The sequence below is a fragment of the Vreelandella sedimenti genome (assembly GCF_013416325.1).
Classification (GTDB): Bacteria; Pseudomonadota; Gammaproteobacteria; order Pseudomonadales; family Halomonadaceae; genus Vreelandella; species Vreelandella sedimenti.
On the sequence record NZ_JACCGK010000008.1, the window covers coordinates 140,373 to 165,097 of the forward strand.

At 53.5% G+C, this 24,725-nt stretch carries 23 protein-coding genes and 1 tRNA gene; 18 read left to right on the forward strand and 6 right to left on the reverse strand.

Annotated elements, in window-relative coordinates; translation table 11 throughout:
• Window positions 1-43: 43 nt before the first annotated feature.
• The 7 genes from dsbD to purH all read left to right on the forward strand — a co-directional run bounded on the left by dsbD (window position 44) and on the right by purH (window position 8,322).
• The gene (dsbD, locus tag HZU72_RS10695; protein ID WP_180091781.1) at window positions 44-1,918 is read left to right on the forward strand and encodes a protein-disulfide reductase DsbD; all 1,875 of its coding nucleotides are present in this window, start codon (window positions 44-46) and stop codon (window positions 1,916-1,918) included.
• Between the two features lie 333 nt (window positions 1,919-2,251).
• Window positions 2,252-2,728: an acetyl-CoA carboxylase biotin carboxyl carrier protein gene (gene accB, locus HZU72_RS10700; protein WP_180091782.1), complete on the forward strand. Its 477-nt coding sequence runs from the start codon at window positions 2,252-2,254 to the stop codon at window positions 2,726-2,728.
• Between the two features lie 31 nt (window positions 2,729-2,759).
• On the forward strand, window positions 2,760-4,100 hold the full coding sequence (gene accC, locus HZU72_RS10705) for an acetyl-CoA carboxylase biotin carboxylase subunit (RefSeq protein ID WP_180091783.1): 1,341 nt from the start codon (window positions 2,760-2,762) through the stop codon (window positions 4,098-4,100).
• 125 nt (window positions 4,101-4,225) lie between these two features.
• Complete coding sequence (gene prmA / locus HZU72_RS10710; RefSeq protein ID WP_180091784.1) at window positions 4,226-5,140, forward strand: 50S ribosomal protein L11 methyltransferase; 915 nt, start codon at window positions 4,226-4,228, stop codon at window positions 5,138-5,140.
• 113 nt (window positions 5,141-5,253) lie between these two features.
• Window positions 5,254-6,291: a tRNA dihydrouridine synthase DusB gene (gene dusB / locus HZU72_RS10715; protein ID WP_180091785.1), complete on the forward strand. Its 1,038-nt coding sequence runs from the start codon at window positions 5,254-5,256 to the stop codon at window positions 6,289-6,291.
• The gene (gene fis, locus HZU72_RS10720) at window positions 6,288-6,656 is read left to right on the forward strand and encodes a DNA-binding transcriptional regulator Fis (protein WP_180091786.1); all 369 of its coding nucleotides are present in this window, start codon (window positions 6,288-6,290) and stop codon (window positions 6,654-6,656) included. The genes dusB and fis overlap by 4 nt, the downstream gene beginning before the upstream one ends.
• A gap of 49 nt (window positions 6,657-6,705) precedes the next feature.
• Window positions 6,706-8,322, forward strand: a complete 1,617-nt coding sequence (gene purH / locus HZU72_RS10725) for a bifunctional phosphoribosylaminoimidazolecarboxamide formyltransferase/IMP cyclohydrolase (protein ID WP_180091787.1) — start codon at window positions 6,706-6,708, stop codon at window positions 8,320-8,322.
• Between the two features lie 152 nt (window positions 8,323-8,474).
• Here purH and HZU72_RS10730 read toward each other — a convergent pair whose 3' ends face one another.
• Both HZU72_RS10730 and folE read right to left on the reverse strand, forming a co-directional pair.
• Window positions 8,475-9,932, reverse strand: a complete 1,458-nt coding sequence (locus HZU72_RS10730; RefSeq protein ID WP_180091788.1) for an NAD-dependent succinate-semialdehyde dehydrogenase — start codon at window positions 9,930-9,932, stop codon at window positions 8,475-8,477.
• 120 nt (window positions 9,933-10,052) lie between these two features.
• Window positions 10,053-10,604 carry a GTP cyclohydrolase I FolE gene (folE, locus tag HZU72_RS10735; protein ID WP_180091789.1) on the reverse strand — a complete coding sequence of 184 codons (552 nt, stop codon included), beginning with the start codon at window positions 10,602-10,604 and terminating at the stop codon, window positions 10,053-10,055.
• Window positions 10,605-11,002: 398 nt separating this feature from the next.
• On the opposite strand from folE, the gene HZU72_RS10740 reads away from it, so the two are divergent.
• Entirely contained in the window at window positions 11,003-11,563 is a 561-nt protein-coding gene (locus tag HZU72_RS10740) for a TraB/TrbI/VirB10 family type IV secretion system protein (RefSeq protein ID WP_180091790.1), read from the forward strand.
• 48 nt (window positions 11,564-11,611) lie between these two features.
• Here HZU72_RS10740 and HZU72_RS10745 read toward each other — a convergent pair whose 3' ends face one another.
• Complete coding sequence (locus HZU72_RS10745) at window positions 11,612-12,586, reverse strand: serine/threonine protein kinase (RefSeq protein ID WP_180091791.1); 975 nt, start codon at window positions 12,584-12,586, stop codon at window positions 11,612-11,614.
• A gap of 54 nt (window positions 12,587-12,640) precedes the next feature.
• Entirely contained in the window at window positions 12,641-13,345 is a 705-nt protein-coding gene (locus HZU72_RS10750; RefSeq protein ID WP_235976068.1) for a ComFC family protein, read from the reverse strand.
• Window positions 13,346-13,428: 83 nt separating this feature from the next.
• Between HZU72_RS10750 and HZU72_RS10755 the strand changes: the two genes are divergently transcribed.
• The 3 genes from HZU72_RS10755 (at window position 13,429) to HZU72_RS10765 (ending at window position 15,545) form a co-directional block, all read left to right on the forward strand.
• Window positions 13,429-13,513: transfer RNA gene (locus HZU72_RS10755), tRNA-Leu, on the forward strand.
• Window positions 13,514-13,849: 336 nt separating this feature from the next.
• Window positions 13,850-14,509, forward strand: coding sequence for a hypothetical protein (locus tag HZU72_RS10760; RefSeq protein WP_180091792.1), 660 nt, complete (start codon window positions 13,850-13,852; stop codon window positions 14,507-14,509).
• 49 nt (window positions 14,510-14,558) lie between these two features.
• Window positions 14,559-15,545 (forward strand): hypothetical protein, encoded by a 987-nt coding sequence (locus HZU72_RS10765; protein WP_180091793.1) that lies wholly within the window; start codon window positions 14,559-14,561, stop codon window positions 15,543-15,545.
• Between the two features lie 110 nt (window positions 15,546-15,655).
• On the opposite strand, the gene HZU72_RS10770 is transcribed toward HZU72_RS10765, so the two are convergent.
• Window positions 15,656-16,417, reverse strand: coding sequence for an SDR family oxidoreductase (locus HZU72_RS10770; protein WP_180091794.1), 762 nt, complete (start codon window positions 16,415-16,417; stop codon window positions 15,656-15,658).
• Window positions 16,418-16,597: 180 nt separating this feature from the next.
• On the opposite strand from HZU72_RS10770, the gene HZU72_RS10775 reads away from it, so the two are divergent.
• The 4 genes from HZU72_RS10775 to HZU72_RS10790 all read left to right on the forward strand — a co-directional run bounded on the left by HZU72_RS10775 (window position 16,598) and on the right by HZU72_RS10790 (window position 20,275).
• Window positions 16,598-17,083 carry an FxsA family protein gene (locus HZU72_RS10775; protein ID WP_180091795.1) on the forward strand — a complete coding sequence of 162 codons (486 nt, stop codon included), beginning with the start codon at window positions 16,598-16,600 and terminating at the stop codon, window positions 17,081-17,083.
• Window positions 17,084-17,317: 234 nt separating this feature from the next.
• Complete coding sequence (locus HZU72_RS10780; protein WP_022523671.1) at window positions 17,318-17,611, forward strand: co-chaperone GroES; 294 nt, start codon at window positions 17,318-17,320, stop codon at window positions 17,609-17,611.
• A gap of 82 nt (window positions 17,612-17,693) precedes the next feature.
• Window positions 17,694-19,337, forward strand: coding sequence for a chaperonin GroEL (groL, locus tag HZU72_RS10785; protein WP_035578979.1), 1,644 nt, complete (start codon window positions 17,694-17,696; stop codon window positions 19,335-19,337).
• 206 nt (window positions 19,338-19,543) lie between these two features.
• Window positions 19,544-20,275: an RNA methyltransferase gene (locus HZU72_RS10790; RefSeq protein ID WP_180091796.1), complete on the forward strand. Its 732-nt coding sequence runs from the start codon at window positions 19,544-19,546 to the stop codon at window positions 20,273-20,275.
• Window positions 20,276-20,341: 66 nt separating this feature from the next.
• Here HZU72_RS10790 and HZU72_RS10795 read toward each other — a convergent pair whose 3' ends face one another.
• On the reverse strand, window positions 20,342-21,691 hold the full coding sequence (locus HZU72_RS10795; RefSeq protein ID WP_180091797.1) for a Na+/H+ antiporter family protein: 1,350 nt from the start codon (window positions 21,689-21,691) through the stop codon (window positions 20,342-20,344).
• 206 nt (window positions 21,692-21,897) lie between these two features.
• Here HZU72_RS10795 and HZU72_RS10800 point away from each other — a divergent pair, with 206 nt between their 5' ends.
• The 3 genes from HZU72_RS10800 to HZU72_RS24015 are packed head-to-tail and all read left to right on the forward strand — an operon-like array spanning window position 21,898 to window position 24,684.
• Window positions 21,898-23,295 (forward strand): GntP family permease, encoded by a 1,398-nt coding sequence (locus tag HZU72_RS10800; RefSeq protein ID WP_180091798.1) that lies wholly within the window; start codon window positions 21,898-21,900, stop codon window positions 23,293-23,295.
• A gap of 58 nt (window positions 23,296-23,353) precedes the next feature.
• On the forward strand, window positions 23,354-24,562 hold the full coding sequence (locus HZU72_RS10805) for an MFS transporter (protein ID WP_180091799.1): 1,209 nt from the start codon (window positions 23,354-23,356) through the stop codon (window positions 24,560-24,562).
• Complete coding sequence (locus HZU72_RS24015) at window positions 24,559-24,684, forward strand: hypothetical protein (RefSeq protein ID WP_268896357.1); 126 nt, start codon at window positions 24,559-24,561, stop codon at window positions 24,682-24,684. The genes HZU72_RS10805 and HZU72_RS24015 overlap by 4 nt, the downstream gene beginning before the upstream one ends.
• Window positions 24,685-24,725 lie beyond the last annotated feature (41 nt).

The following is a 24,725-nucleotide window of genomic DNA, read 5'->3' on the forward strand; positions in this document are numbered from 1 at the left end:
GCTGTTCGCTTTACTTTGCGCTGCCATTGATTAAGGACGCACCGTGTTATCTCTTAAACGCCTGGGCCTGTTTACATTATTGATTTTCTTTCTTGGCTTGCTACCGCTAAGTGCAAACGCCCAATGGTTTTCATCGTCTAGCAACCAAGACGAATTTTTGCCGGTTATGGAAGCCTTTCAGCCGACTGCTTGGCATGATGGCGATACGCTCTATATCGGCATGGATATCGCAGATGAGTACTACCTATATCGCCACCAGTTCGCGGTAGTCAGCCAAACGGAGGATGTCAGTCTCGGCGACCCCATTATCCCCCAAGGCATCTTTACCAACGATGAGTTTATGGGGGATGTGTATGTGTTCCGCGATCAGGTAGTGTTTGAAGTACCGCTGGAAGCACCCTACTCAGGCCCGCTCAATATTGCACTGACCTTTCAAGGCTGCGCAGATGCCGGGCTCTGCTACCCTCCAGAGCAAACAACCCTAGAGGCCAGCGAAACCCAACCCCCCAGCCAGTTTTCCGATTGGCAAGCCGATAGTACGGCATCCAGTCCAGCAGCCAACACTTCAGCCGCTAACACCTCTGAACAGAATGGTTTCGCCGCCCCAAAAAGCGAAGATAGCCGCTTTAGCACTTTGATTAGCGATGCTAGCCTACCACTGGCGCTGGGGCTGTTTTTTATTGCCGGCCTGGGGCTTACCTTTACCCCCTGCGTGCTGCCGATGATTCCAATCTTGTCATCGATCGTGGTTGGCCAGAACCCCACACGCTCCCGCGCCTTTGCCCTTTCGTTAAGCTATGTGCTCGGCATGGCGCTGACCTACGCCCTGGTCGGGGTGTTAATGGGACTGTTTGGCGCCGGGCTTAATCTTCAGGCGCGACTGCAGTCAGCACCGGTATTGATCATCTTTGCAGTGCTCTTCACGCTCTTTGCCCTGGCCATGTTTGGGGCATTTAACCTCAATCTGTCACCTCGTTTAGCCAACCGTGTTGACGCTTGGCAGGCACGCGCTCAGCGCAGTGGCCCGGCCGGCCTAGCGCTGGCTGGTGCCCTCTCGGTATTGGTGGTATCGCCCTGTGTAACAGCGCCTTTGGCCGGTGCGCTGGTGTTTATCTCTTCAACAGGGGATGCCGCGATGGGCGGCGCGGTGCTGTTTGCGCTGGGCATGGGCATGGGCGTGCCACTGCTTTTGGTCGGTACCTTTGGCGCCACGCTGCTGCCCCGTTCCGGCGCCTGGATGAACGGCGTAAAAATTGCCTTTGGCCTTTTACTGTTGGGCGTAGCGATTTGGATGGTCGAGCGTTTAGTGTCCGCGCCTATTGCGCTGCTGCTATGGGCAGCCCTTGCGATCGGCACGGCACTGGCACTTGGGGCGCTGAATTTCAATCAGCCGCAGGGGTGGCCGCGGGCACGCCAAACGCTGGGGCTTATGCTGCTAGCTTGGGGGATAGTGTTGGTGATTGGCGCCGCTCAGGGGGGCAGTAACCCCTTGCGTCCCCTGGCGGCAACCTCCAGCATTTCCGGCGAACCTCAGGCAGAAGCACTCGACTTCATCGAGGTCAACAGCTTGACTGAGCTTGAAGCGGCTATTGCACAAGCTGAAGACGCCAACCAGCCCGTCTTTGTCCACTTTACCGCCGACTGGTGTATTTCGTGCAAGCTGCTGGAGCGGAATGTTTACCCCGACCCGCAGGTCGTCGCAGCGCTTAATGATTACACCTTGATCGCCGCCGACGTCACCCGCACGGACTCTCAAAGTCGTGAGTTGCTCAACCAATATAATCTTTTCGGCCCACCCAGCCTGCTCTTTTTCAGCCAGGGTGAGGAGATTCGCGATGCACGCATTCAAGGCGAAGTGACCGCAGATCAGTTGCGCGAACATCTGGAGTCAGTTAGCCAGTGGCTAGCAAATAGCTAAGCTCAAACCCTACGCTGGCTACTCATTGAGGCATTAAAGCTGTTTTCTGACGCGAACATCGTCAAACAGTTGTTTAATTCTTAACGACATGGTGGCTTGGACGTTGGCGTAGGCAGTTGCTGGACATCCTGGCACTTTTTCGGCAAACTCCGCTCCCATATTAGCTAAAAAACTGCTTTTTTAACGGTGAGAACGGGGTAACGTTCGCTAACATGCAGCGTTCTCTTCATTTTTAAATTTGGTTTACTGCGCAACGTACGCGCCATAAAGAGCTTCCTGCACTTATGCTCGAGCACTTTGTGACTACCTTTATGACATTGATGGGGCTATGCCATGGATATCCGCAAAGTTAAGAAACTGATTGAGCTACTCGAAGAATCCAATATTAGCGAGATTGAAATTCAGGAAGGTGAAGAGTCAGTACGCATCAGCCGTCATCCTAATGGCGCTTCGTGGCAGCCACAGCCGATGCCGCAATATGCGCAGCAGCCTGGCTATGCGCCTGCCGCCCCCGCAGCGGGCGCTCAAGCGTCAGCACCGGCTGCTGAAGCAGAGCCTCAGGGCACAAGCTACCGTGGCGAGGCAGTCAACTCTCCCATGGTAGGCACTTTCTACCGCAGCCCAGCACCGGGCGCCAAATCGTTTGTGGAAGTCGGTGATAGCGTCAAACAAGGTGACACTGTATGCATCATTGAAGCCATGAAAATGATGAACCAGATTGAAGCTGACCGCGACGGTGTAGTGGAAGCCATCCTGGTGGAAGATGGCGAGCCTGTAGAATTCGATCAACCTATGATCGTTATCGCTTAATCTTTCATTTTCAACACGGGTGGACTCTCCCATGCTGGACAAGGTACTAATCGCCAACCGCGGCGAGATTGCCCTCCGTATCCTACGGGCCTGTAAGGAACTCGGCATCAAAACCGTAGCGGTACACTCCAAAGCTGATCGTGAACTCATGCACGTTCGCCTGGCGGATGAAGCCGTGTGTATTGGCCCGGCATCGTCAGCGCAGTCTTACTTAAACATTCCGGCCTTGATCAGTGCGGCCGAAGTCACCGACTCGACCGCTATTCACCCCGGCTACGGCTTTTTGTCTGAAAACGCCAACTTTGCTGAACAGGTTGAGCGCTCTGGCTTTACCTTTATTGGCCCCCGCGCCGATACGATTCGTCTGATGGGCGACAAAGTCAGCGCCATCCAGTCGATGAAGGAAGCGGGCGTTCCCACGGTGCCAGGCTCAGACGGCCCCCTGGGTGATGATGACGCTACTAATCTCGCCACGGCACGTCGCATTGGCTACCCGGTGATCATTAAGGCGGCCTCTGGCGGCGGCGGTCGCGGCATGCGCGTGGTGCACACTGAAGGCCATCTGCTTTCAGCGATTACCGTTACTCGCACTGAAGCCCACGCCGCCTTCGGTGACGGCACGGTCTATATGGAAAAATTCCTTGAGAAGCCGCGCCACGTGGAAGTACAGGTGCTCGCCGACGGCCAGGGTAACGCGATCCATCTCTATGACCGTGACTGCTCGCTTCAACGTCGTCACCAGAAAGTACTTGAAGAAGCCCCGGCGCCAGGCCTTGACCCAGACGCCCGTGCTCAAGTACTTGAAGCGTGCCGCCAGGCATGTATTAAGATCAATTACCGTGGTGCGGGCACCTTTGAATTCTTGTATGAAGACGGCGAATACTTCTTCATCGAGATGAATACCCGCGTTCAGGTTGAGCACCCGGTCACCGAAATGGTCACTGGCGTAGATATCGTCAAAGAGCAGCTGCGTATTGCCTCAGGCCTGCCGCTGTCGATTCGCCAGGAAGATGTGCAGCTCAACGGCCACTCCTTCGAGTGCCGAATTAACGCCGAAGACTCGCGTACCTTTATGCCGTCTCCCGGCAAGGTAACGCTGTTTCACGCACCGGGTGGCCTCGGTGTGCGGATGGATTCCCATCTCTATACCGGCTACACCGTGCCACCGCACTATGATTCTCTGATCGGCAAGCTGATCACCTGGGGCGCGGATCGTGAAATAGCTCTTACACGGATGCGTAACGCCCTCGACGAGCTACTGGTGGAAGGTATTAAAACCAATATCGACTTGCAAAAGGATTTGGTTCGCGACAGCTACTTCCGTCAAGGCGGTGTCAACATTCACTACCTGGAAAAGAAACTCGGCAGCTAATGCGGCAGCCAAGCGCTTTCCAGCGCACTGTGTGATACCCAACGGGGTGGCCATGTCCACCCCGTCCTTGTCTTTACTCTATGTGTCTGTACTGTATTTATCTTTACGCCTTGCGGAGAACCTCCATGCCCTGGCTTCAACTCAAAGCCCACATCGCCCCCGAACAGGCAGAGCTCCTAGAAGAACTACTGCTTGACGAAGGCGCAACGGCTATTGGTCTTCAGGATGCCCACGATGATCCAGTATTTGAGCCAGAGCGTGGCACCACACCGCTGTGGGAAGATACCATCCTTACCGGCTTATACGATGACCTGGAGGGTGTCGAGAGCATGCTGGAGCGTATCGAGGCCGCCTGGTCAGAGCAGATGCCTGGTGAGCCCTGCCCGACCATTGAGTATGAGCTACTCGCTGACCGGGATTGGGAGCGCGAGTGGATGGATGACTTCACGCCGCTGCGCATGGGTCAACGCCTCTGGATTGTACCCAGCTGGCACGAACCACCCGAGGCGGACGCCGTTAACCTGATACTCGACCCGGGCCTCGCCTTTGGTACCGGTACGCACCCAACCACAGCGCTGTGTCTGGAGTGGCTGGACGAGCTCGCCGTGGCTGGCCACTTAGCCCAGCAAACCGTACTTGATGTGGGCTGCGGTTCTGGCATTCTCGCTATCGCCGCGCTCAAGCTGGGTGCTCTCCACGCCGACGCCACTGACATTGATCCCCAGGCGTTGCAGGCCAGCAGAGACAACGCCGAACGGAATGGTATTGCCGAGTCGGACTTAAACCTCTACTACCCTGAACAGTTAAGCGACGGCGGTCACTACCCTATCGTAACGGCCAATATTTTAGCGGGGCCGCTGGTCGAACTAGCGCCAATGATTGCCGGACACGTGGCGCCAGGCGGGCGCATTGCTCTATCGGGGGTATTGGCAAACCAGGCCGATGAAGTTTACGAGGCCTATGTAGTGCAAGGCATTGCTATGGATGAACCGGTGATTCGCGAAGGCTGGGTGCGGCTTAGTGGCTTGCGTCCGCGTTAAAGCGGCAATTGGCCTTCACCCCACCACCGAGTAGGCGTATCATACGCCTCCTTGAAACGCCTACTCGCCGTAAGCCCTGCACTCATAGCTTAAAACCAACAAAGTCTGACGCCATGCCGTTAACCACACTACCTGCCAGCATTGGCCCGTTTGTATTACCTAATCGAGTAATGCTTGCGCCCATGGCTGGCGTCACTGACCGGCCTTTTCGCCAGCTATGCCGGCGGCTTGGGGCTGGCTGGGTAGTAGGCGAAATGGTCACTTCAGACCCTAGTTTGTGGCATACTCGCAAATCGCAGCTGCGCATGGATCACCGCGGCGAACCTGACCCGCGAGTGGTGCAAATTGCCGGAGGCGACGCTGAAATGCTCGCCCAGGCGGCGCGCTTGAATGCCGAGTTGGGCGCCCAGATTATCGACATCAATATGGGCTGCCCGGCTAAAAAAGTATGTAACAAGGCGGCAGGGTCGGCGCTCCTTCGAGATGAAGCCTTGGTGGCCGAAATTCTCGATGCAGTAGTGGCAGCAGTTGATATACCCGTGACGCTGAAAATCCGCACGGGCTGGTGTGCCGAATCCAACAACGCCCTGCGCATTGCCCGGCTCGCCGAGTCAGCCGGCATTCAATCGTTAGCGATACATGGCCGTCATCGCCAGCAGCGCTATACTGGACAAGCAGAGTACGACACAATTGCCGAGATTAAGTCTCACCTATCGATCCCGGTGATTGCCAACGGCGACATAACAAGTCCGGAAAAAGCCGCCGAGGTACTCGCTTATACCGGCGCTGATGCCGTGATGGTAGGCCGTGCTGCGCAGGGCAACCCATGGATATTTCAACAGATCAGCCACTACCTCCAGCATGGAGAGCGGATGGCACTGCCAGGTCTTTCGGAGCGTCACCAAGTGCTCCACGGGCACGTTGAAGCGCTGCATGAGTTTTATGGCGCCACCATGGGTGTACGTATCGCGCGCAAACATGTCGGCTGGTACCTCAGCGATGACCAACGCTTTACGCCGCCTCAACAGCGCGCGCTTAAACAGCAGTTCAATGCGTTAGCGTCACCTGAAACGCAATTTGATTGGATCAACGACGCGATGGCCCCCGGCGCCGCCTCGCGTTTGCTAGCCAAAGGAAGCCATGCTGCATGACCGAACGCGATCTTCTCTCTAGCGACACCTATTCAAGCGATAGCTATTCCAGTGATGTCGGCTCCAGCGATAGCTACTCCCATTTAGCGGGCACGCTAGCGGATCCTGCAGCCAACTCACCGCCGCAGCCGCTTCGGGAGGCAGTGGAAACGGCCATGCGACGCTACTTTGAGCATTTAGATGGCAGCCAGGCTACCGATCTGTACGCCATGGTGATGGCCGAAGTTGAGGCGCCTTTACTTGCCTGCGTCTTGGAGCACACCGACGGCAATCAGACCCGTGCCGCTGATGCGCTAGGGCTAAACCGTGGCACCCTGCGCAAAAAACTCAAGCTATATGGACTTATCGAAGGTGACGCCCCATAACCTGGGGCGTTGTTGTTTTTAATTCTCGACTCTGCACACGAGCACTCTAATGGCTGATACCCCTCTCATGGCTGATAACCCTTCCCTGACTGACAGCAACGCTACCCCCGTCCGCCGCGCCCTGCTGAGCGTTTCTGATAAAACCGGCATTGTGGAATTTGCTCGGGGTCTCACTGAGCACGGTGTTGAACTCCTCTCCACTGGAGGCACCTTCCGTCTACTGCAAGAAAATGCTATTGCCGTGAAAGAAGTGTCTGAGCACACTGGCTTCCCCGAAATTATGGATGGCCGCGTTAAAACGTTACACCCGAAAATTCACGGCGGCATCTTGGCTCGTCGCGGCCAGGATGATGCGGTCATGGCTGAGAACGATATCACTCCGATCGACATGGTAGTGGTCAATCTCTACCCCTTTGCCGCCACGGTAGCCAAGCCCGATTGCACGCTTGAAGATGCTATTGAGAATATTGATATTGGCGGCCCCACCATGGTTCGCGCCTGCGCCAAAAATCACGCCTACACCACGATCGTCGTCAATAGCAGTGACTACGCGCGAGTATTAGGCGAGCTGGCCGCCCAAGATGGTCAGGTCAGTAGCGCTACGCGCTTTGATTTAGCGGTTAAAGCCTTTGAGCACACCGCCGGTTATGACGGCGCGATTGCTGACTACCTTGGTCGCAAAGTCAATACGGCCGATCAGGTGTTCCCGCGCACCTTTAACCTGCAGCTCGCTAAAAAGCAGGACATGCGTTACGGCGAAAACCCTCATCAGCAGGCAGCCTTCTACGTTGACCCCCAGGCAAGCGAACCCAGCGTTGCCACGGCAAAAATGCTCCAGGGCAAACCCCTCTCGTATAACAACGTCGCCGATACCGACGCTGCATTTGAATGCGTAAAAGCCTTTAGCGAGACGGCCTGCGTGATTGTTAAGCACGCCAACCCTTGCGGCGTCGCCATGGGTGCAACCGCCTTAGCAGCTTACGACAAAGCCTTTGCCACCGACCCTACCAGCGCGTTTGGCGGCATTATCGCCTTCAATACACCGCTGGACGCCGAAACCGCCCAGGCGATTATTGACCGCCAGTTTGTCGAGGTGATTATTGCCCCGGGCGTCAGTGATGAAGCCGCCACGATCGTAGCTAATAAGCAAAACGTACGCTTACTGGACGTCAGCGCTCACTGGCCCGGCGAGCAACAGCCTGTACTAGACTTTAAGCGCGTCAACGGTGGCTTGCTGGTGCAAGAGCGTGACGACGGAATGGTCACCCGCGACGAGTTGACCGTGGTCAGTCAGCGCGCGCCCAGCGAGCAGGAACTTCGTGACCTTGCTTTTGCTTGGCGGGTAGCTAAATTCGTTAAGTCCAACGCCATTGTGTATGCCAAAGAGGGCCAAACGGTGGGCGTTGGCGCGGGTCAAATGAGCCGTGTTTATTCGGCTAAAATTGCAGGCATCAAGGCCGCAGACGAAGGCCTTTCGGTTCCCGGCTCGGTGATGGCGTCTGATGCTTTCTTTCCTTTCCGTGACGGCATCGATGCCGCCGCAGCAGCAGGTATTACCGCGGTTATTCAGCCCGGCGGTTCCATGCGTGATCAGGAAGTGATCGACGCCGCCAACGAAGCAGGCATTGCCATGGTATTTACCGGTATGCGCCACTTCCGCCACTAAGTCCGCTAAATAACCCAGATTAGAAACACAAAGCCCCTTAGGCGCTCTTATGATAGGAGCATGCCTAAGGGGCTTTCTTACTATCATCAATAAATGCTAATGGATCACTGCCTATCAACTCAATATTGAGTTTCTAGCCACTATCGAGCCTTTCAGCCCAGATCAATACACAGATACTTGGTTTCCAAATACTCTTCCAAGCCCTGATGACCACCTTCGCGGCCTAGGCCCGAGGCTTTTACACCCCCAAATGGCGCAGCAGCGTTAGAAATAGCGCCAGTATTAATACCCACCATACCGTACTCCAGCGCTTCGGCGACGCGCCATACGCGCGCAAGATCACGGGAGTAGAAATAAGACGCCAGGCCATACTGGGTATCGTTGGCCATCTCAATAGCGGTCTCTTCATCATCAAACGGGAAGACAGCAGCTAGTGGGCCAAAGGTCTCTTCGTGGGCCACCTTCATCTTGTCAGTGGCAAAACTGATCAGCGTAGGCGTGAAGAAATTACCGCCCAGCGGATGTGGATGCCCGCCTAACAGCAGCTCAGCGCCATTATCAATGGCGTCCTGCACATGCTCACTGACTTTCTTAACAGCATTTTCATCGATGAGCGGCCCAATATTAATATTGGGCTTGGTGCCATCACCCACATGCAGCTCGCTGTTCATGGCGACCGCCAACTTTTCACAAAAGGCGTTAATCACACTGGACTGAACCAGGAAGCGATTAGTGCAGACACAGGTTTGCCCGGCGTTACGGAATTTAGCGGCCATGGCGCCTTCCACAGCGGCGTCTAAATCTGCATCCTCAAACACGATAAAGGGCGCATTGCCGCCTAGCTCTAGCGAGATTTTCTGGATATGTTCCGCCGCCTGGGCCATCAGCTTGCGCCCAACTTCAGTGGAACCGGTGAAGGTAATCTTGCGCACTTTGGGCGATTGGGTCATCGCTTGGGCAATATCGCTAGCACTACCTGGTACTACGTTAAATACACCGCGTGGGATACCTGCCCGTTCAGCCAACAGCGCCAAGGCCGTTGCGGAAAATGGCGTTTGGCTAGCGGGCTTCACCACTATCGTGCAGCCAGCGGCCAATGCAGCCCCGGCTTTACGGGTAATCATCGCCGCTGGGAAATTCCAGGGCGTAATCGCACCGACCACACCGACTGGCTGCTTGGTAACCAAAATGCGTTGATTGGCGTTAGCCGCGGGAATCGTTTCGCCATAAACGCGCCGTGCCTCTTCGGCAAACCAGCGTAAGAAGCTGGCTGCATAAGCAATTTCGCCCGCGGCTTCTTTAAGTGGCTTGCCCTGCTCAAACGTCATCAGCATGGCTAAATCCTGCTGATGCTCCAACATCAGGTCGTGCCACCTCATCAGCAAGTCAGCGCGTTCTTGAGCAGTCAACGCTCGCCAAGCCGGTAGCGCAGCATCCGCCGCATCAATGGCCCGCTCGGTTTCGGCTTTACCCAAACGAGGTATATCGCCAATAGCTTCACCGGTGGCTGGGTTCAATACCGTGATCTGCTCACCGCTATCTGCCGCGACCCAGCTGCCGTCAATATAGGCAAAGGGGCAATATAGCTGTGTTTCTTTAAGCGCTTCCATGACAGGCTCCTGACCAAAAATGATGGCCTTGTAGGCTCATAAACGTCTTCATGCTAAGACGAAACACCCCTTTAAACCAAATTTACGGCGTGCATAATCGGTCAATGACAACCGTAAACGTTAGCTAATGAGCATTAAAAATTCTTGCCGGGTTGCTTGGTTTTGACGAAATCCACCCAGCATGACGGAAGATGTCATGCTGGAGTTTTGCTTTTCCACGCCACGCATCATCATGCAGAGGTGCCGCGCTTCAATAACCACAGCAACGCCCTTTGCCTCGGTCACTTCCTGCACCGCCTCTGCAATCTCGCGGGTTAGGTTCTCCTGAATCTGCATACGGCGAGCATACATATCGACGATTCTGGCAAATTTAGATAGCCCCAACACTTTGCCGTTAGGCAAATAGGCGATATGGCATTTGCCGATAAACGGCAATAGGTGGTGCTCGCACATTGAATAGAGTTCAATGTCTTTTACCAACACCATCTCATCCGTTTGCGACTCAAACACCGCCCCATTGATAATGTCGTCCAATGACTGAGTGTAGCCCGCATTGAGAAACTGCATGGCCTTGGCTGCACGTTTAGGCGTATCTCGCAGCCCTTCTCGTGTGGGGTCTTCGCCAAGTGCTGAGATTATCTGGCGGTAGTGCTCGGCAATATCATCGGACATATTTAGCCTCATCAAAAACGATCTCAAAAACGATCTCAAAAACGATGCGCAATCGCTTCCAGGCGGTCACCAAGGTCATCCCCTTTTGCGCATGAAAAAGTAACATCATTAATTAGGAGGACGTTAATCAGCGTCATCCACCACCTTCATTGTACAAAAGGTATACTTTAAAAAAGCACTGCACAACGAGTATTAAGCAAAGAGGGTATTTTACCGCATCTAGGCTGCCTGTGACTCCCCAGGCTTCATACGAAAACTGCTGGCACTCACTCAGATGGCTTTTTGTGCGCCTGCGTCAGAGCGCCGCGCCACTCAATTTGCCCCCCCAATGCCTGTGATATAATGAAGCGTTTTTATTTAACTGCCTTTATTGCAGGCGCCAACATTGAGAGCTCGCCATGTCATTCAAGCCAACGCCTTTGTGGTTAACCGCCCTCGCAGCCCCCTTTCTTGCTACACCGCTCTTGGCTACCGCTGCAGACGCCACGCTTTCGCTGCCCAATGAAGCAACCGTCGGCGTAGAGGTTGTGGAAGAGCTTGCGTTTGAATCAAACCAAACGCGCCTTAACGATATTTTGCTTCATCCTACTCAGACTGCTAGCGCCTCACACTCTTTACCGGAGTACTGCGTTATTGTCGGCAGTGCGCAGCGGGCTGATGAGCGCATTCGCGTTACCACTCAAGAGGCGACCTGTATTGAAACACACGACGCTGACAGCGATATTTTCACTGGCGAATTCAGCGCCAGCGCTTATGGCGAAGATGGCCAATATGGTATCGCCTGCGAAGATTCACAGTGCGTGCTCTCCCCTGGACAGAGATTCCTTCTTACACTGGATCAACCCGTAGAGATTGAAGAACTGGACAATCCGTCTGCAGAGCTTAACGAACAGCGTCGCCAAGCAGACGGAGAAGGTATCGCCAACCCTGTGCCCCGCGAAGAAGCCGTGCCTGATTGATCTTACTCTACTATCGCCATAACAAGTCAGTGGTGTGCTGAATGCTCCTTACGCCAGCCAACGTGGGTTCTCTAACTGAAGGCACTGCTGCTCTAATTGGCGGATATGCTGATCCCAGTAGCCACTATCCGCCAGCCAGGGGAACGCCCGAGGAAAAGCGGGATCATCCCAACGTGATACCAGCCACGCTGAGTGCCTGATCAGCCGATAACTCCTAAGCGGCTCGATAAGCGCCATCTGCTCGGTAGGAAACGGGCACGTCTCTTCATATCCTTCGGTAATTTCACTTAACTGTAATCGCCATCCCTGCGGGTCATCGGTAGGCAGTAGCATCCAAATATCCTGCATGGCGGGTGCCATGGTGCAGTCGTCAAAATCGACCAGGGTAAACTGCTCGTCACGTCCCAGCACATTCCCCAAATGGCAGTCGCCGTGGCAGCGAATCATGCTGCTGGCGGGCACATTATGTTTTAGGAGCTGCTGGTGAACCTTTTCGATCACACTGTCATAGGCCCGGCGCTGATGGCGGCTCATCCAATTGCTGGCCAGCACCCGCTGCTGTGCATCAAGAATGCCGCTCGCCATTTCTAAACGCGGGCGATGCTGAAAGGTTTTTTTAGCTGACACTTGGTGCAACCGCCCCAACAACTCCCCCATGGCAAATAGATGCGATGGGTTATCAAGCTCTGGCGCCTGACCGGGGCAGTGGGGAAACAGCGTAAACCGAAAGGCCTTAAAATAGTGTAAAGACGCCCCCGTTTTATCACGCCAAGGGGCAACGACCGGCACCTGTTGATCAACCAGCTCCTGCAGAAAATCGTGCTCTTCCTGAATCGCACTATCTGACCAACGGCCAGGCCGATAAAACTTAACAATCCAGTTCTTGCCGTCGTCATCGCGAAATAGCAGTACACGGTTTTCATAGCTATTTAGCGCAAAAGGCTCGCCTGCAGGCCAAATATCCAGCGACTCCACTGCAGACATCACTAAATCAGGCGAAAGAGAGCTAAACGGGTGTGACATAGGCCACTCCTGGGTTGGCGAAAGAGCTAATGAATAAGCGAAAAGACTATTCTATCAATCCTTACCTAACGGTGTCCGTGCGGCCGCCCAAATATCAACACGTTTGGCACCTGCCTCCAGCGCGGCGCGCCCTAATGCGTCGCCTGTTGATCCAGTAGTGACCACATCATCGATTATTAATAAATGCGCCGGAGGCGGTGATTCAAATACAAAGGCTCCCGACAGGTTGGCAGCCCGTTGGCGGCGGTTCAACGTGCGCTGGGAGGGGGAATCCTTTATCCGTTTGGCAGACACCATTGGAATTCCAAGCTGGTAACTGAGATGTTCGGCCAACCAGTGCGACTGGTTAAATCCTCGGGTGCGAGCGTGCGTGGGAGTCATAGGTACCGATAGCAGTGCGTTTCCCAGGGCCATCGGCGGGGTTAAGAGCATCAATTCAGCCAATAGCGTGCCCGCCCGTGGAGAAGCATGAAATTTAAAATCATGCACCAACTGCTTGATCGACTCTTGATACAACAGCCCCGCTTGGGTAGTTGAAAATGCCGGCGGTTCAACTAAGCAGTGCCCACACAAGCTCGCTCCGTGGGAAACAGGGTCACCGCATTGGCGACAGGCATGTAGGTTCCAAGGCAGCTCTACCAAACAGGTTGCGCACCACCCTTGCCCCACTGATGCCGGCGCCAAACAAAATGCGCAGTAGCCGGGCATGGCCTGCTTTACCCAATCACTACCCCACTGTAGCCACCACTTTAGGGCCATGCTCTCTCCTGACTGCCATATGCATTAATATCAAATCATTGATTGACTTCTATCACAAAGTTGATAATATACGCCTCGTCTTAGCGGATGTGGTGGAATTGGTAGACACGCTAGATTTAGGTTCTAGTGCCGTAAGGTGTGGGAGTTCGAGTCTCCCCATCCGCACCAATTAGTCTTTAGTATCAAGCAGTTAGCACAATCCCTCTTGTCTTTTGAATAGCTTCCAAACAGCTTGATCTTAACGCTATCTGGATAGCTTTTTGGTCAGTATTCTTCGTATAACACCTCCTCTTCATTTGAAAAATACCAATGGCTTAATGCCATTTTTTTGCGTGTCTGGCATTTGCTCAATACTACCTTTATCAAAGGCCGATTTGGCTGACTTACCTCCACTTTTCCGCTAGTCTCTATTACTAAATAATGCTACCTAACCTCCCTCAATGGCTATCATCGAAAGCCCGCTGCGGGGATTAACACCAATAAAAATGAGAAGGATCTCATATAATGGAATGGCTCAACGATAACGCCCAGGCAATCTCGGCTGTAGCGAGCATTTGCACACTCTTTGTATGGGTATTTTACGCCCAACTGCTCTATAACGGCTATGTGCGACAGCGTCGCCCCCGCGTGATTATTAATCGCGGCAAGGGTATCGGCGTGGACTCCATCTGCTTAATCAGCAATATGAGCAGCGAAGCGATCTATGTTCAACACCTGGTAGCGGTACTGCATACCCAAAAGGGCAGTTACTCCCTTGACGTAGTAGAGTATCAGCAGCACGGCGGCGAACAGCAAACGGGTAGCCAACAGAAAGGAGAGCAACAAGAATCCAGCTACCGCACTCATCAAGGCCCGCTAGCTTCCGGAGATTATCTGAACATTCAATCGTTTGGCGATATTGTGAATCAGATTAAAGATTATTGGGAAATCGATGATAATCTACTACATGAGCAGAATATCCAGCTTGAAATTCGCGTTATCGCTATTTATGGCTCCGAGGATATGCCGACAGGCGCTTCCCGAACCTTTAATCTCGACCTTAACGCGTCACCCAATCACCAGCTTATCCCGGCGAGTGTCGATACGGATCGACTCAATAGCCGTGGCCAACGCAAGCGTGTGCTGGAGTGGGCAAAAGAGATCGAGACCCATAAAGCACGCTAAATAAACGCTATTGTTAAGCAGCGACGCCCCATTACCGAGACTATCGACGATGCATAAACTGTTAACCCTCTGCTGGTTTGGCCTACTCACCACGGTCTCGACGAATGTGTATGCAGAAGAGGAAGATAGTGACTTACCCGAGTGGGCGGAAGAACGCATTGAGCCGTTTCGTGAAAGCGTAGGCAACTGGGTTGATAACACATCACGCCGCATCGATGGATTCTTTGGCACTGACGACTATATGCAGGTCAACAACGAGTCTTATCTGCGTTTCGGCCAAGAGATTGATTGGATGGAGGGGGATGGTACCCGTGGCGACACCACCCTTCGTTACCGTATTGATCTACCTACCTCAGAGGATCGTCTGCGACTGGTCATCGAGAGTGACCCGGAAGAGTCGCAAGGCACCCTAGAAGAGCAGGGCTCCGGACGCCTTGCCAATGACCAGCGTGACCGTCGCAGTTCTACGCTCGGCCTGGATTGGCTGGAAAGCCGCGATAAACGCGAAAACTGGAGTAATAGGGTGGGTGCCGGTGTTCGCTTGCGTCTCCCTCTTGACCCCTACGTACGTTTTACCAGCGAGCGCCTGTGGCAACTGGGTGAAGGGCCGTGGCAGCTGGAGTCGAATAACCGCGTTTCCTGGTTCAACAATGAAGGCTACTCAGCACGCACACGCTGGGATGTCGGCCGACCGTTGAGCAAACGCCGCCACTTACGCTTTATCTCGACAGTCCAGTGGCGCGAGGAAGAAGACAAACTGGAGTACAGTGAAATTGCCGAAATCAATCACCGTATCAACCGCCGCAGTGCACTGCGCTACTCGGCGATAGCCATCGGTGAAAGCGCGTCCAATCCTCGCATGACCAATTACTATCTTCAGACGCGCTACCGCCGCGATCTTCATAAAGGTATTTTATTCGCCGATGTGATTCCGGAGCTGCATTTCCAGCGCGATGTCAGCTACGACCCACGCTGGGCGATGACCCTGCGCCTTGAGATGTACTTTCAGCGCAAAATTAGCCGCGACTACTTTTAAGCTTTATGCACAGATGAGTGAATTCACAAGTTCATCTACACACGCAACGCGGGCGGCCTTTTAGAGCCGCCCATCTATGCAACACGCCTTTATCTTACACGGCAAAGAAACTACAGTCGTAAGCCGCCGTCACACTCAATGATACGCCCAGTGAAGTAGTCGTTTTCCATAATAAAGGCAACGCTTTGGGCAATATTATCGGGCTCACCCAAACGCTTTAACGGCACGCTTGTCGAGATACGCTCCAACATATCAGGACGCATCGCAGCGGTCATTTCGGTAGTCACAAACCCAGGCGCTACGGTGCCGGTACGAATACCATAGCGTGCCAACTCCTGGCTCCAAGTGACTGTCAACGCATGTACGCCCGCTTTTGCGGCAGCGTAATTGCTTTGTCCCATATTGCCTGCACGGGAAATACTGGAGATATTGACGATCACGCCTTCATGTCCGGCTTCAATCATCTGAGTGGCGGCTTCACGACCACATAGAAATACGCCAGTTAAATTGACATTAATAACGTTTTGCCAAGCCTCTAAGGACATGCGCTTTTCCACTTGCCCCTCTTTGGCTTTTACCAGCAGCGCATCTTGGGTAATGCCCGCATTATTGACACAACCGCTGATAGGCCCCATACGTTGCGCGATATCGGCAAACGCCTGAGTCACGGTGGCTTCTTCGGCAACATTCACCACAAACGCCTGGGCATCGACACCTTCAGCGGCAAGTTGCGATACTGCCTGATCAAGCGCTTCAGCGCTCATATCCAATAGCGCCATGCGTGCGCCTTGTTTGCCCAAGCGCAGCGCCATGGCATAACCCAACCCTCGCGCCCCACCCGTGACTGCAATTACTTTATCCGTAAGTACCATTCGTGACTCCTTACAACAGATTAAATCAGCTTCATTGTGCATTGCAGCATAGAAGAATTATAGACATAAATCGAGCGACATCACCGCTGGAATACGCCATGTCAGCTGCTTGCTATTTATATTTATGTCACCATATTACGCAATTACGACAGTTATCGAGTCGCTTTTTGGGAGCTAGCCATGCCTATTCTTATTTTTATATCACTTTTCACTCTACTGGATTTTGTGGTTCTGTTTTCGATTGGCAGTCAGATCGGCCTACTCACCACCCTACTCTTAGTGCTCGGCACAGGTTTTGCCGGGCTACATCTGATTCGCAAAGAGGGTGTATCCACCTTTGCACGAGCGCGACAGCGCATGCAGGCCGGTGAAATCCCTTCCAGTGAGCTATTAACCGGCGCTGCACTGATCTTCGGCGGTGCCTTATTAATGGCCCCAGGCTTTTTGTCTGATGCATTAGGCTTGGCATGCTTGATCCCCAGCGCGCGGCAGTTGATGTTCAAAGCACTTACTTGGCTGGGGCTTAAAAAAATTGCCGGGCAACAGCAAGACCCCAGCGCTTCATCAGCTCGGCCCAATGAATATCAAAACAGCCAGTCTTCGCAACAGGATGGCCCGATTGAGGGGGATTTTATTAGTCGAGATGAGCCTCCGCGCCGTCGTTGAGGTTTCTTACGGAAGAATTTCAGCGGAAAAGCAATTTTTTATTACTCGCCCCCTTGAAAGGCCATCCGCAGCCCCCATTTTTCACCCAGCACACAAATTCGGCAGCGATCTAGACGGTAGCTGCCATTAACAAGGAAGACTGTGAGGTCTTCACTTCTTGCGGGTTACTCCCTCGAGAACACTTTTAGGCTAACTGCCCTCACCAGGGCTTCAACCATACTCAGGAGAACGTGAATGAATATCCGTCCTTTGCACGATCGTGTCATCGTCCGTCGCGTTGAAGAAGAGCAGAAAACTGCAGGCGGCATCGTGCTTCCGGGCAATGCACAAGAAAAGCCGACACGCGGTGAAATCCTCGCCGTCGGTAACGGTCGCATTCTGGAAAATGGCGATGTCCGCCCGCTAGACGTCAAGGTTGGCGATAACGTGATCTTTAAAGATGGCTACGGCGTCGAGAAGCAAAAAATCGATGGCGAAGAAGTCTTGATCATGAGCGAAGCCGATATTCTTGCCGTCGTTGAAGGTTAATAATCGTTGTTGCTCACCATTTTTAGTGAGCGCCTCGAATCATTACTTCACGTTTTTGCATTCAATTTAGGAAGCAGCAGATATGTCAGCGAAACAAGTTAAGTTCTCAGATGATGCCCGTAAACGTATGGCCCGTGGTGTTGACGTTCTGGCCAACGCGGTAAAAGTTACCCTGGGCCCGAAAGGACGTAACGTAGTACTGGAAAAATCTTTCGGCTCCCCCACCGTTACTAAAGACGGTGTTTCTGTCGCCAAAGAGATCGAACTGAAAGACAAGTTTGAAAACATGGGCGCCCAGATGGTGAAAGAAGTCGCTTCACAGACTTCTGACGCCGCTGGTGATGGCACCACCACCGCCACCGTTCTAGCCCAAGCCATTATCGCTGAAGGCTTGAAAGGCGTAACGGCGGGTATGAACCCGATGGATCTTAAGCGCGGGATCGACCAAGCCGTTAACGCTGCCGTTAAAGAAATCAAAGCGATGTCTGTACCTTGCACTGACACCAAGTCGATTGCTCAGGTAGGTACTATCTCTGCCAACGGAGACAAGCGTATCGGTGAAATCATCGCCGAAGCGATGGAAAAAGTTGGCAAAGAAGGCGTTATCACCGTTGATGAAGGCCGTGGCTTTGAAGACGAGCTAGAAGTCGTTGAAGGTATGCAGTTTGATCGCGGATACCTCTCGCCTTACTTCGTTACCAACCAGGACACCATGACGGTTGAACTGGAAGATCCTTACATCCTATTAGTGGATAAAAAGATCTCCAACATCCGTGAGCTGCTGCCAGTTCTCGAAGCCGTTGCTAAACAAGGCAAGCCGCTAGCCATCATCGCTGAAGATATCGAAGGCGAAGCACTGGCAACGCTGGTTGTTAACAACATGCGCGGCATCGTTAAAGTAGCCGCTGCCAAAGCACCGGGCTTTGGTGACCGTCGTAAATCCATGCTGCAGGATATTGCTATCCTGACTAACGGCACGGTCATCTCTGAAGAAGTCGGCCTGACGCTTGAGCAAGCGAACCTGGATCACTTGGGTACCGCTAAGCGCATGACCATGTCTAAAGAAAATACCACTATCATCGATGGCGCTGGTGCAGAAGGCGATATCGAAGCACGCGTTAACCAGATCCGCGCGCAAATCGAAGACACCTCTTCTGACTACGACAAAGAGAAGCTGCAAGAGCGCGTTGCCAAACTGGCAGGCGGGGTTGCCGTTATCCGCGTCGGTGCTGCTACCGAAGTGGAAATGAAAGAGAAGAAAGCCCGCGTTGAAGACGCTCTGCACTCTACTCGCGCAGCCGTTGAAGAAGGCGTCGTACCTGGTGGCGGTACCGCACTGGTTCGCGTTATGGCGAAAGTACAAGGCCTCACAGGCGACAACGAAGATCAGAACCACGGTATCAACATGGCGCTACGCGCTATGCAGTCACCGCTGCGTCAAATCGTTGCTAACGCTGGTGAAGAGCCCGCCGTTGTTATCAACCGTGTGAAAGATGAAACCGGCAACTTCGGCTACAACGCACAAACCGGCGAGTACGGCGATCTGTTCGAAATGGGCGTTCTGGATCCGGCAAAAGTAACCCGTACTGCGCTGCAGTCTGCTGGTTCTGTGGCTGGTCTGATGATCACCACCGAGTGCATGATCGCAGAAGATCCGGAAGAGAAAGACTCAGCACCTGATATGGGTGGCATGGGCGGAATGGGTGGCATGGGCGGCATGATGTAATGCACCCCTGAGCCCTCTGCTCAAGACTACTAGCTATTAAGGTAGTCACCAACAGCCCCGCCTTGTGCGGGGTTGTTGCGTTTTATGGATCGCCAACATGAGGCGCCAACACTCAGTAGCAACCCAATACGCTCAGTCCCATTGCATTGAGCTAACGTGGTACTATCAGCGCGATTTTTTATAAGGCTATAGGGCGAAATCAGCGCATGTTGCAGCATATTCGTATCGTACTCGTTCAGACCTTCCACCCCGGCAATATCGGTGCTGCCGCGCGGGCCATGAAAACCATGGGTTTAACCGAGCTGGTGCTGGTTAATCCACGCATGTTTCCCGATGAAGAAGCAACTCGGCTAGCGGCAGGCGCCACTGATGTGCTGGAGAGTACTCGTGTGGTTAGCTCGCTGGAAGAAGCCGTTAACGATTGCGTTCAGGTCGTTGGTGCCAGTGCGCGCTTGCGCAGCCTACCCTTGCCCCACTTTGACGAACCCGATGATATGGCGGCAGACGTCATTCAGAATGCGCAAACGGCGCCGGTGGCACTGGTGTTTGGGCGTGAACGTTCGGGGCTGACTAACGATGAGATTCGCTGCTGCACGCACCAAGTCAGCATTCCCGCCAATCCTGATTACGGCATTCTGAATTTATCCCAGGCGGTACAGATACTGGCTTATGAAGTGCACTGCGCCTGGCGTAAAGGTGGGGAGAGTGGCTTTACTTATCAGCGCCCGTTAGAGGCAACGCCTCCCAGCCGCGAACAGTTCTTACACTTTCAAGCGCATCTGGGCCGCTTAATGCAGGAGAGCGGCTTTTTAACCCAGCCCCACGCTCGCACCGAAGAACAGTTGCAGGCGCTCTTCGCTCGCGCTCAACCCAGCCGCAAAGAGCTTTCGCTTCTGCGGGGGCTATTAAGCGCGTTCGAAAGCCATCTGTCTAAATAGTGATACAGCTAAAGCGGCTAAAAAGGGACAACCAAGTTGTCCCTTTTTAGTTTGAAGATAGGGCTTTTAGAGCATCATTGCCGCTAGCCAGCCAAAGCCGACTAACGGAATGTTGTAGTGCAGAAACGTTGGCACCACGCTGTCCCACATATGATCGTGCTGACGGTCAACGTTAAGGCCTGAAGTGGGGCCCAGGGTAGAGTCAGAGGCAGGCGAGCCTGCATCACCCAACGCCGCTGCTGTACCCACCAGCACCACCGTGGCCATGGGAGAGAAGCCGAACTGTACCGCCAAGGGCACAAAAATGGCGGCAATAATGGGAATAGTTGAGAACGACGAGCCGATACCCAGGGTAATAAATAACCCTACCAGCAGCATCACCAGCGCCGCTAGCCCACGGTTATCGCCAAATAGTGAAAAAGCTCCCGACACCAGGGAATCAATCTCTCCCGTGGTTTTCATGACTTCTGCAAAGCCCGCTGCGGAGATCATGATAAAACCAATCAGCGCCATCATGCGCATACCGCTGGTAAATAGATCGTCAGCTTCGCGCCATTTAAAGATCCCCCCCATTGAAAGCAGGCCAATCCCTACCAAGCCCCCCAGTATCATTGAGCCACTGTAAAGCTGGAGCCCAAGCGCTGCGACAATTGCCACCCCTGACATCACAAGCCCCAACCTATGCGGTTTGGCAGGCGTATGGCCTTCGGCAACGTTGGCGTTAGCAATATCTTCGGCTTGATACTCACGCGGGCGCCGGTAACTCCAAAATAGCGCAACGATTAGCCCCAGCGCCATCCCCCCTACCGGTACTGCCATGGCCAGCGGCACCATGCCACGAGTAATCTCTAAACCCAGCGGTTCCCCAGCGGTATTTAAGTTGGCCAAAAGGATATCGTTTAGAAAGATCGCCCCAAACCCTACCGGCAGCAGCATATAAGGGGCCGTTAAACCAAAGGTGAGTGCACAGGCCACCGCACGTCGATCCAGCTTTAAGCGGTTCATCACGGTTAACAGCGGCGGAATCAGCACCGGTATAAAAGCAATATGCACCGGGATAGCGTTCTGAGAGGAAATAGCCACCAACAGCACAGCCGTTAGCAACAGCATTTTGACTCGCGTCTGGTGCGCAACGCTGGCCTCTTTTTTACCCAGCAGCGTAATCAAGCGATTGGCCAGCATATCCGGTAGGCCAGAGCGGGAGATCGCCACCGCAAAGGCCCCCAAGGTGGCGTAGGCCAGTGCCACCTGGGCCCCGCCGCCAACGCCTGTATTAAAGGCGTCCAGAGTTTGTTCTAGTGACAACCCACCCACTAAACCACCGACTAAAGCGCCCACCACTAAAGCAAATACCACCGAGACACGCGCCAGCGATAGCGCCACCATCACCAGCACCGCAAGAATTACTGCATTCATGAAAATTCCTAGAGCAATTGAAAGGTCATTAACGGCGAAGGGGGCGGATTTTAGCAGATTAAATATGTAAACCTAAGGCCGCGGTTCATGCTTAACGCATTGCTACTTTAGTCGCAACACCATTGCTGCAATGCACCATACTACCTACCATCGCTCTTCCGCTTAATTTCAGCGTCGGCTACTTTACTGTTTGCTTAGGAGCTCGCATGAGCATACTTGCGATTGTCATTTCACTGCTTTTATTAATGTTCCTCGCTTATCGAGGCATTTCGGTGCTGCTGCTGGCTCCTCTTATGGCGTGTTTGGCGGTGTTGCTCTCTGGCGATGCCGCCTTTTTATTGCCGATCTACACCGATACCTTTATGCGCGCGCTGGGTAATTACGTCATCCAGTTCTTCCCGCTGTTTCTGTTGGGCGCTCTGTTTGGGCAGTTGATGGCCGATTCCGGTGCCGCCCAATCGATTGCCAACGGGATTGTCAAAAAACTGGGCACCCAACATATCGTGCTCACCGTCGTCATGGCCTGTGCGGTGCTCACCTATGGCGGCGTATCGCTATTCGTCGTTGCTTTTGCCATTTATCCGATCAGCCGCGAACTGTTTCGCAGTGCCAATGTGCCCAAGCGACTAATTCCGGCTTCCATTGCGCTTGGCTCTTTTACGTTCACCATGACAGCCCTACCGGGGACACCTTCGATACAGAACGCGATTCCCATTCCTTATTATGAAACCAACAGCTTTGCAGCCCCTGGTCTCGGTATTATCGCCGGGCTGATTATGCTTGGGTTGGGGACTTTATATCTTCAGTCACGGGTAAAAAAAGCGGCATCTAATAGTGAAGGGTACGGTCAACACACTGAGCGCGAAGCAGTTGCCAATGAAGATCAAAAGCAAGCACCCGCCAGCCTTCCGCTGTGGCTGGCACTGATACCTATCATTATGGTGATTGGTTTGAACGCACTGTTAACCTACGGTGTGTTTCCCGCCCTTGATTTAAGCTTTATCAGCGACGAGTTTGAAAATGTATCGCCATCGGGACAGAGCGGGCTTTGGGCCATTCTGATCGCCCTGCTCAGCGCATCTGCGTGGCTAATTATTACCCGCTGGAAGCATTGGTTGGATCTTAAAGAGAGTGTCAATAAAGGCTGTTTGGGCTCGCTGCTACCGATTTTCAACACGGCTTCTGAGGTAGGCTACGGTGCCGTTATTGCAAGCTTGGCGGGCTTTGCGATTATCCGCGATGCGGTGCTTACTGCTTCACCTAGCAACCCTTTGATTTCAGAAGCCATGGCGATGAGCGTGCTGGCGGGGATCACTGGCTCCTCTTCCGGCGGCCTCTCAATTGCGCTAGAGACCTTGGGTAGTGAATACATGGTCATGGCCCAACAAGCAGGTATTAGCCCAGAGCTAATGCACCGCGTCGCAACGCTTGCTGCAGGTGGCATGGATACTCTTCCCCACTCAGGCGCGGTTATCACCCTGCTGGCTATCTGCGGCCTTACCCATCGCCAATCGTATGGCAACGTTGCCATGGTAACCATCGCTCTGCCGATCATTGCGCTAATCAGCGTAATTACCTTGGGTACACTTTTTGGCAGCTTCTAAAAGCGCACAACGCATGCGATAGTGAGCTAACTGTTAGCCTGCCAATAAAGAGAACACCATGGCCTTCGTTCTTCGCCACTCGTTGCTGCTGATTATATTGGGAAGCTTGGTTATTTCCACGGCCATGGGCTTACGCCATGGTTTCGGGCTCTTTATGGAGCCCCTTAGCAGCGAGCTCGGCTGGGGGCGTGGCGTATTTGCTTTTGCATTAGCCTTACAAAACCTGGTTTGGGGCTTATCGCAACCCTTTACCGGGGCGCTCGCGGATCGCTTCGGTGCAGCCAGGATTATCGTTTTTGGCGGCTTGCTGTATGCCTTGGGGTTGCTGTTTATGAGTCTCTCGACTTCGGTGCTGGGCATGACAGTCAGTGCCGGGCTTTTGATTGGCCTTGGCCTCTCCGGCACCACATTCTCGGTTATTTTAGGTGCTGTGGGGCGTGCAGTGGCCCCTGAAAAACGCAGTATGGCCATGGGGATCGTTAGTGCAGCGGGCTCGTTCGGGCAATTTGCCATGCTGCCTGGCACCCTGGGTTTGCTCGAGTGGCTCGGCTGGGCCGCAGCACTCATGGCGATGGCAGCTATCTCGACCATCATCATTCCCCTGGGGGCAATGCTGCGCGACAAACCCTCTACCAAAACGGCATCCGATTTAAGCCTCAAAGATGCGCTCAACGAAGCAGCAGGCCAAAAAGGGTTCTGGCTACTCTGTTTAGGCTTTTTTGTCTGTGGCTTTCAGGTGGTGTTCATTGCGGTGCACCTCCCCAGCTACTTATTCGATAACGGCCTGGCGGTAAAGGTGGGCACGACGGTACTGGCCTTAGTGGGACTATTTAATATTGTTGGTACTTATACCGCGGGTTGGATGGGCGGCATCTGGTCAAAACCCAAGCTGCTAACCTGGCTCTATTTGATTCGCGGTGTGGTGATTACGGCGTTTGTTTATTTGCCGTTAAGCCCGGTCAGCGCTTACCTATTTGGAATCGTCATGGGACTTCTATGGCTCTCTACCGTACCGTTAACCAACGGCATTGTGGCTTCCGTGTTTGGTGTTCGCCACCTCTCCATGCTTGGCGGCATCGTATTTCTGTTTCACCAGTTAGGCTCTTTTATGGGTGTATGGCTGGGTGGCTATTTTTATGACCTTACTGGCAACTATAATACGGTCTGGCAAATTGCGATTGTGCTCTCGGTCGTCGCTGCTGCACTGCATTGGTTTATCAATGAAAAGCCGCTAGAGCGCTCGCAGTCAACAACGGTGACCCCATGACAATCAATAACTCACTAAAGGCCATGGCGGCCATTCTGCTGCTTACCTGTTTAATGCTCGCATGGTGGGGCTGGCACAGTTTAGACCCATCGCTGCTGCTATTAGGTAGCCGGCTCTGTTAAACGCACTCACGCTTATCTTCATGCGTAGGATCAACTTTTTG

What these genes read in the sequence shown, in the direction of transcription:
- HZU72_RS10770 (WP_180091794.1), bottom strand. Translation starts at nt 16,417, where the DNA reads ATGGTACTTACGGATAAAGTAATTGCAGTCACGGGTGGGGCGCGAGGG.
- HZU72_RS10795 (WP_180091797.1), bottom strand. Translation starts at nt 21,691, where the DNA reads ATGAATGCAGTAATTCTTGCGGTGCTGGTGATGGTGGCGCTATCGCTG.
- groL (WP_035578979.1), top strand. Translation starts at nt 17,694, where the DNA reads ATGTCAGCGAAACAAGTTAAGTTCTCAGATGATGCCCGTAAACGTATG.
- HZU72_RS10765 (WP_180091793.1), top strand. Translation starts at nt 14,559, where the DNA reads ATGCATAAACTGTTAACCCTCTGCTGGTTTGGCCTACTCACCACGGTC.
- HZU72_RS10730 (WP_180091788.1), bottom strand. Translation starts at nt 9,932, where the DNA reads ATGGAAGCGCTTAAAGAAACACAGCTATATTGCCCCTTTGCCTATATT.
- HZU72_RS10745 (WP_180091791.1), bottom strand. Translation starts at nt 12,586, where the DNA reads ATGTCACACCCGTTTAGCTCTCTTTCGCCTGATTTAGTGATGTCTGCA.
- dusB (WP_180091785.1), top strand. Translation starts at nt 5,254, where the DNA reads ATGCCGTTAACCACACTACCTGCCAGCATTGGCCCGTTTGTATTACCT.
- HZU72_RS10800 (WP_180091798.1), top strand. Translation starts at nt 21,898, where the DNA reads ATGAGCATACTTGCGATTGTCATTTCACTGCTTTTATTAATGTTCCTC.
- HZU72_RS10740 (WP_180091790.1), top strand. Translation starts at nt 11,003, where the DNA reads ATGTCATTCAAGCCAACGCCTTTGTGGTTAACCGCCCTCGCAGCCCCC.
- fis (WP_180091786.1), top strand. Translation starts at nt 6,288, where the DNA reads ATGACCGAACGCGATCTTCTCTCTAGCGACACCTATTCAAGCGATAGC.
- purH (WP_180091787.1), top strand. Translation starts at nt 6,706, where the DNA reads ATGGCTGATACCCCTCTCATGGCTGATAACCCTTCCCTGACTGACAGC.
- HZU72_RS10805 (WP_180091799.1), top strand. Translation starts at nt 23,354, where the DNA reads ATGGCCTTCGTTCTTCGCCACTCGTTGCTGCTGATTATATTGGGAAGC.
- HZU72_RS10760 (WP_180091792.1), top strand. Translation starts at nt 13,850, where the DNA reads ATGGAATGGCTCAACGATAACGCCCAGGCAATCTCGGCTGTAGCGAGC.
- accC (WP_180091783.1), top strand. Translation starts at nt 2,760, where the DNA reads ATGCTGGACAAGGTACTAATCGCCAACCGCGGCGAGATTGCCCTCCGT.
- folE (WP_180091789.1), bottom strand. Translation starts at nt 10,604, where the DNA reads ATGTCCGATGATATTGCCGAGCACTACCGCCAGATAATCTCAGCACTT.
- HZU72_RS10750 (WP_235976068.1), bottom strand. Translation starts at nt 13,345, where the DNA reads ATGGCCCTAAAGTGGTGGCTACAGTGGGGTAGTGATTGGGTAAAGCAG.
- HZU72_RS10780 (WP_022523671.1), top strand. Translation starts at nt 17,318, where the DNA reads ATGAATATCCGTCCTTTGCACGATCGTGTCATCGTCCGTCGCGTTGAA.
- HZU72_RS24015 (WP_268896357.1), top strand. Translation starts at nt 24,559, where the DNA reads ATGACAATCAATAACTCACTAAAGGCCATGGCGGCCATTCTGCTGCTT.
- accB (WP_180091782.1), top strand. Translation starts at nt 2,252, where the DNA reads ATGGATATCCGCAAAGTTAAGAAACTGATTGAGCTACTCGAAGAATCC.
- HZU72_RS10775 (WP_180091795.1), top strand. Translation starts at nt 16,598, where the DNA reads ATGCCTATTCTTATTTTTATATCACTTTTCACTCTACTGGATTTTGTG.
- HZU72_RS10790 (WP_180091796.1), top strand. Translation starts at nt 19,544, where the DNA reads ATGTTGCAGCATATTCGTATCGTACTCGTTCAGACCTTCCACCCCGGC.
- prmA (WP_180091784.1), top strand. Translation starts at nt 4,226, where the DNA reads ATGCCCTGGCTTCAACTCAAAGCCCACATCGCCCCCGAACAGGCAGAG.